The following is a 6,872-nucleotide window of genomic DNA, read 5'->3' on the forward strand; positions in this document are numbered from 1 at the left end:
TACTTGTTATATTATTTCTTCTTATGGTAACACTAATTCTGAAAGGAGGTAGCAAAATGAAAAATAAAACAAAAAAGTTTTTATCTTTTACTTTGATATTTATTTTTACCATATTGCTTTTACCAATTAACATTGCAAATGCTTTAGACACAGAGGATAAAGTTAAATCTGATGGGACTAATATAGAAGCAAAGTCAGCTTTACTTATGGAACCCATGACTGGAAAGATACTTTATGAAAAAAATGCAGATGAAAAATTTGCACCAGCATCTGTAACAAAAATTATGACTATGTTAATTACTATGGAGGCTATTGATAGTGGGAAAATTAAATTAGATGATAAGGTAACTTGCAGTGAAAATGCAAAGAAAATGGGTGGAAGCACAATGCTTTTAGACACTGGAGAAATAAGAACTGTTGAAGAACTTTTAAAGGGTGTTGCAATAGCATCAGGAAATGATGCGGCAGTTGCACTTGCTGAATATCTTGGAGGCACAGAGCCAGATTTTGTTGTTATGATGAACAAAAGAGCACAAGATATAGGAATGGTTAATACAACTTTTAAAAACTGTAACGGATTACCAGCAGAGGGGCATTTATCTACAGCAAAAGATATAGCAATAATGTCTAGGGAATTATTAAAACATCCAGTAGTTCTAAAATATACAGGAACTTATATGGATTCTATATCAGAAGGAAGAAAATCTCCAATTGAACTTGTAAATCATAATAAATTAGTTAGATTCTTTGAAGGGTGCGATGGACTAAAAACAGGATTTACAGATGAAGCTAAATATTGTATTAGTGCAACAGCAACAAGAAATGGAGTAAGGATGTTATCTGTAATTATGGGAGCTCCAACTTATAAAATAAGGAATCGTGATGCAGGAGTATTACTTAATCATGGATTTTCAAAATATGAAGGTAAAAAGCTTGTAGCTAAAGATCAAGAAATTGATAAGGTATATATGGATGAACAAACTGATAAATTCTTTATGGCAAAGGCAAAAGATGATTTGAACGTTGTATTACCAAAGGGAGAAAATAAAGAATTAGAAAAGAAAATTATCATTGATAAATTGCAAAAAGAATATAAAGCAGGAGATGTAGTTGGAAAATATGAAATTTACTTAGGACAAGAAAAAGTAGGAGAAGTAGAAATATATTGCGATAGAGATATTAAGGGTGGCAATATAATTGACAATATTAAGTATAATATTAAAAAATTATTTGAAAAAGGCGTTTAGATAAATCTCATATTTTCTATAAACTATAACCAAATTAGAAACATTTAAAAACATAGCTCAATAAAAAGAGTAAATCTTAATTATTGAGCTATGTTTATTTAAGCATAAAAAACTAATATACATAAAGCTATTATTAATAATAATATAATTTAGCTAAATGAAATTATTTTAAATAAATTACTCAAAAAGCATTTTCAATGTTGGTATAACATAATTTGTAATTATATTCCATGATAATGCTTTTTTGATAAAATTTACTTAGATTAAAAAAGAGTTTTTATATAAGTAATTGAAACTTTCTTGTTTTGAGTCATATAAATTGCTATTATATAATGAGTATTAATTTTTAAATTTAAGTGAAATTTATAACGGAGGTAAAAAATAGTATATGGAACTTCCAAATATTAAAATTAATGATTTTGAAGGCCCATTTGATTTATTATTACATCTAATAAAGAAAAATCAAATGAGTATATATAATGTAAAAATATTTGAAATAACTAATCAATATTTAAATTATCTTAATGAAATGAAGGAAATGGATTTAGATATAACATCTGAATTTATAGTAGTTGCTGCTACTTTAATAGAAATAAAATCTAAACATTTATTACCTAAACCTAAAAATGAAGATGAAAATGAAGAAGATAATGAGAAAAATCTTTTAGAAAAACTTATAGTATATAAGAAGATAAAAGGTGCTTCAGTTTTCTTTAAAGATAGATATATTAGCGCAGGTGAAGTATATGGAAAAAAACCAGAAGTAATAGAAGATAAAAGAGAAGTGATTGCAAATGAAGATTTATTTAAAGATACAAGCTTTATAGAATTATATAATATATATAATAATTTATTAGAGATTTATAATAATAAGCAGAATAGAAATAATGTCATTCAGAAAAAAATATATGTAGATAAATATAAGATAGAAGATAAGTTGGAATATATAATGGACAAGTTAAAAAATGAAAATGTTAATAGTTTTTCAGAAATTATAAAAAATTGTGAATGTAAATTAGAGTGTGTTGTAACATTTTTAGCTTTACTTGAAATGATTAAACAAAGGATGGTTAAAGTTTATCAAAGTGATAATTTTAGGAATATATTAATTGAGAGGAGAACAGAAGATGTATAAAGATAAGGGAATTCAAATTCCATTTATGAATGATTTAAATAAGAATTCTTTGAAATCAGCAATAGAAGCATTATTGTTTGCCAGTGGAGAACCTTTAAGTTTGCAAGATTTAGTAAATCATCTTGAAGAAAAAACCAAACTCATTGAAGTTATTATTCAAGAAATGATGGAAGAATATGAAGATTCTAATAGAGGAATAAAAATAATATGTATAAAAGGAAGTTATCAGCTAGTTACTAAAGCACAAAATGCTGATTATATACAAAAGCTTTTAAAGAAAAATAAGAGACAATCTTTATCACAAGCATCTATAGAAAGTTTGGCAATAGTAGCATATAAACAGCCTATAACTAGAATAGATATTGATGAAATTCGAGGGGTTAAGTCCGAAAGTGCAATTCAAAGGCTTATAGAAAGAGATCTTATAAAAGAAATTGGACGTTTAGATGTACCAGGAAGACCAATTTTATATGGAACAACAGAAGAATTCTTAAGACAATTTGAATTAAAAGATTTGAAGGAGTTGCCATACTTGGATCTTTTTGGACAAGATGGCACTCAAGAAAATGAAATACAAGAAAATGAAGTGGAAATATAATACTAAAGTTTTTATTTCATGTTATAAGTATATCTGGAACAACTTATAATCATTTGATATGCATTTGAAAATTGCACAAACATTGCAAAAGAGAAATAGATATGCTGAATAAATCAGCATATCTATTTCTCCTTAAAATTTAAAAAAATTAGGAGCAAATTAAATAATATGATTATCATTGGAATAATTCTCTTTAGAATTATTATCAACATTAGTATTATTACCAGAATTACAATTTTTATTCTTTTTATACACATCTTTTATTAAGCTTTTTATAATATCTAAAATTTGAGGAACAGTATCCACTATTCTATCATAAGTAGTGTCTTGTTCTACAGGCAACATTCTAACTCCATCTTCTTTAACAACCAAAAATGCAACTGGTTTAACTGAAACTCCTGCTCCAGAACCACCACCAAAGGGAAATGTTGTGTTACTAAGATTTTGTTTTTGGCATGAATATTCACTTCCACCAGATGCAAAGCCAAAGCTTAATCTTGAAACTGGAATTATATAAGATCCATCCTTAGTTTCTACAGCAGTTCCTATTACTGTATTTACATCGACCATATTTTTGAGATTCTCCATAGTACTTTTAATTAAATTTTCAACTTGTTGTTCACTTGACATAATTAATCCCCAACTAAGGGGTCGCCTCCTTTGCTTTTTTTATAAATTTTAATAAAATAATTATTATATATATAATGTTTGCAAATGATATGAAAATTATACTTGAAGTTTCAATTTTTAGTAAAAATTTATCTTCAAATATGGGATTTATTTTGAAACTAAACTTATAAGTCTTAAAAGGAATATTCATAAAAAAATAAATTAAAAGTGGTGTTTGATATAAAATCCCATAAAAAATTGCAGTTCTAGCAGCATCATTAAGTGAATAATCTAAAGAAGATTTTACTTTCAATAAAGGTTTAAATTTTAAATTAAATAAGGTTGATATTAAAGACTTAAAATCTATAGATTTTAAGTCAATGTTTTTATAAAAACTCGAAAAAAATTTATGTTCTTTTTTTATTGAAAAATCAATTTTATGATCTTTAATTTTATGTGAAGATTTTTTTTTTGAAATGATAGTTAATCCATATAATTTCAAATAATAATTTATTGTAGAATAGTAAATATTAAACTTAATAGGAATAGGTATAAAAAATATTAATAAAATCATTAAGAAAATAAAAAATAATTTCATAAGTTCCCTCCAAACTCTATGTACTTAGTAATTATTGACTAATTTAAAAAAAATAAACCTAAAAAATTACTAAAACTAGGTTTAAAAAATAATTTTAAAGGTAAACTAGAACCAAATAGTAAGTTTAGAAGGTGATTAATTATGAGGAAGGGTATTAAAAATATTACAATAATATTACTAAGCCTTATTTTTACTCAAGTCTTAGGTGCAAGCGTAAATGCTAAAAGTAAAGATAATACTAATCTTAGAGTAAATGCAAGATCTGCAATTGCTTTGGACAAAGAAAGTGGCACAGTTCTGTATGAACAAAATGCATATGAAATAGTTCCAATGGCAAGTACAACTAAAATACTTACTTCACTTATTGCTATTGAACAAGGGGATTTAGGTAAAAAAGTAACTATTAGTAAAAAAGCAGCTAGTATTCGAGGCTCCACTGTAGGATACAAAGTAAATGAGGAGATTACTTTAAAGGAGTTGATTTTTGGACTTATGTTTAAGTCTGGAAATGATGCAGCAATAGCTATTGCTGAAGAATTGGGAGGTTCAATAGAAGGATTTTCAGAGATAATGAATCATTATGCTAGAGGAATTGGAATATTGGATTCACATTTTGAATCTCCACATGGACTAGATAGTAGTGAACATTATTCTTCAGCATATGATTTAGCAATACTTACATCTAAAGGCATGGATTATGATTTGTTTAGAGAGATTGTTGGAACCAAACAAATTTCAAAAGAAAAATATAATTTTACAAGGGATTATAACAATATAAATAAAATACTTTGGAGAATTCCTGGAGCAAATGGTGTTAAAACAGGATCTACAGGTCAAGCAGGAAAATGCTTAGTTTCTTCAGTTAACAATAATGGTAAAGATGTTATAATTGTAGTTTTGAACTGCCCAGATAGATGGAATGTAACAGAGAAAATTTATAAACATGTATTAGAAAAAGTTGCATTTGGAAATCATACTGTTAAAGAATTAGTATAGTGATTTGTAGTAGATGGTTAAAAAAATTACTGTCTACTATTTTTTTATAATTTTAATAACTATATTTGTAGCAAATTAAATCTTTTAAAATAATCTAATACTAGAAGCAGTTTTATCTAAAGGAGAAAAAATGATAAAAGAAGCTATTGATTGCATAGATGCTGGAACTGAATACTGTCCTTGTGTTATGAAAATACGATTTTTTGGAAAAGGGTGGGAAGGTATGGATTATTTTTTTTTAGAATCATCCATACCTAATATTTTTATTTTGAATTTGCGAGTTTCACCATTCCATTTAATCCATTCGGCTATAGATTTAATTAGAAGTCTTTTTTGCGCAATATCATCTACTAGGTCAATATTATTATTAAAGTTTCTCAACGTATCAACAACAATTTTTAGATTTTTGCTTTCAGTAATTATATCAGATTTATTAGTTTCTAAATTTGTCAAAGAGTTTTGAAGTTGATTAATTTCATTTTTTAAAACTTTCAGATCCTCAGTAAGCATATCACCAATTTCATCATCATCTGTTTTTGCTATTCTTTTTCTAAGATTATTAATTTCAATTGTTTTTTCTTCGATTTGTTTATTTAAATTATTTATTTGACTATGCTCTATATTTTCAGTAGACTTTTTTAAGTTCTCTTTTAATCCTTCAATTAATAATTCTTTATTATAAGATTTCATTTCAGAGATAATTATTTCATCTAACATATCAACTCTAATATTTTTATTGTCACATTTATCTACATATTTACCGTCTTTATTTGAGCAAACATAATAGTCATATTTCACTCCAGGACTCTTTTTAGAATTATGACCATGTTTAACAAGCATATTAGCTCCACACTTAGCACATTTTAATATTCCAGACAGAGCAGCATTATTATTAGAACCAGTACCAAGCCTTATTACCTTTTTATCTTTATTTTTATTCAATAATTCTTGTACTTGTATCCAATCAGTAGAATTAATTATACCTTGATGTTTAGCAACTGCTGCAATCCATTCTGTTATATCTCTAATAGTAGTTATTTTTTGAGTTTTATTATAAGTTAAATATCCACTGCCATTTGGAGTTCCGAATACATTTATACCAATAGATTTTAGATATTTAGATACAGCTTCATCCGAACTAACATATATAGGACTTCTTAAGAGCCTACCAACTTGAGAAGAATTAAAATCTCCACCGTTTTTACCTTTAATTCCACTTAGATTTAATTTCTTAACTACTTGAGTAATAGATTGCTCTTCTAAATAGGTTTTATAAATAAGTTTTATAACTTCAAGCTCTTTTTCATTAGGTGTAAGCTTCATAAGAGTTCGTTCTTTAAATTCTTCATCAATATATGTTGTTTTCTCAGGTTCGAAACCTAATGGAGTTTGACCTCCAAGCCATCTACCAGTCTTAGCTAACTGAAGCATATTATCTCTTACACGTTCTGCTATTGTTTCTCTTTCTAATTGTGCAAACACACTCGAAATATAGACCATTGCACGTCCCATTGGTGTGCTAGTATCAAATTGCTCTTTAATAGATATAAAGTCTATATTATTAGATTGTAAAAGTTCCAGAGTAGTTGAGAAATCCGCTACATTTCTTGATATACGATCTAATCTATAACATATTAAAGCATTAAATTTTTTAGATTTAGCATCTTTTAGAAGTTGTTGGAATTGTGG

7 protein-coding genes are annotated in these 6,872 nt (G+C 26.6%); 4 read left to right on the top strand and 3 right to left on the bottom strand.

Going from position 1 to position 6,872, the window contains the following annotated elements; genetic code table 11:
• Window positions 1-56 precede the first annotated feature (56 nt).
• The 3 genes from LLF98_RS06960 to scpB all read left to right on the top strand — a co-directional run bounded on the left by LLF98_RS06960 (window position 57) and on the right by scpB (window position 2,980).
• Window positions 57-1,247: a D-alanyl-D-alanine carboxypeptidase family protein gene (locus LLF98_RS06960; RefSeq protein ID WP_291702189.1), complete on the top strand. Its 1,191-nt coding sequence runs from the start codon at window positions 57-59 to the stop codon at window positions 1,245-1,247.
• A 388-nt stretch (window positions 1,248-1,635) separates the two neighbouring features.
• Window positions 1,636-2,382, top strand: a complete 747-nt coding sequence (locus LLF98_RS06965; RefSeq protein WP_291702191.1) for a segregation/condensation protein A — start codon at window positions 1,636-1,638, stop codon at window positions 2,380-2,382.
• Window positions 2,375-2,980, top strand: a complete 606-nt coding sequence (scpB, locus tag LLF98_RS06970) for an SMC-Scp complex subunit ScpB (RefSeq protein WP_291702193.1) — start codon at window positions 2,375-2,377, stop codon at window positions 2,978-2,980. The genes LLF98_RS06965 and scpB overlap by 8 nt, the downstream gene beginning before the upstream one ends.
• 159 nt (window positions 2,981-3,139) lie before the next feature.
• Here the strand turns inward: scpB and ytfJ are convergent, their stop codons facing one another.
• The gene (gene ytfJ, locus LLF98_RS06975) at window positions 3,140-3,610 is read right to left on the bottom strand and encodes a GerW family sporulation protein (RefSeq protein ID WP_291702195.1); all 471 of its coding nucleotides are present in this window, start codon (window positions 3,608-3,610) and stop codon (window positions 3,140-3,142) included.
• Window positions 3,611-3,623: 13 nt separating this feature from the next.
• The gene (locus tag LLF98_RS06980; protein ID WP_291702197.1) at window positions 3,624-4,187 is read right to left on the bottom strand and encodes a DUF2953 domain-containing protein; all 564 of its coding nucleotides are present in this window, start codon (window positions 4,185-4,187) and stop codon (window positions 3,624-3,626) included.
• Window positions 4,188-4,328: 141 nt separating this feature from the next.
• On the opposite strand from LLF98_RS06980, the gene LLF98_RS06985 reads away from it, so the two are divergent.
• Entirely contained in the window at window positions 4,329-5,183 is an 855-nt protein-coding gene (locus LLF98_RS06985) for a D-alanyl-D-alanine carboxypeptidase family protein (protein ID WP_291702199.1), read from the top strand.
• A 228-nt stretch (window positions 5,184-5,411) separates the two neighbouring features.
• On the opposite strand, the gene LLF98_RS06990 is transcribed toward LLF98_RS06985, so the two are convergent.
• A partial coding sequence (locus LLF98_RS06990; protein ID WP_291702201.1) for a recombinase family protein occupies window positions 5,412-6,872 on the bottom strand: 1,461 nt, incomplete at its 5' end.

It is taken from the genome of Clostridium sp. (assembly GCF_021372645.1).
Classification (GTDB): Bacteria; Bacillota; Clostridia; order Clostridiales; family Clostridiaceae; genus Clostridium.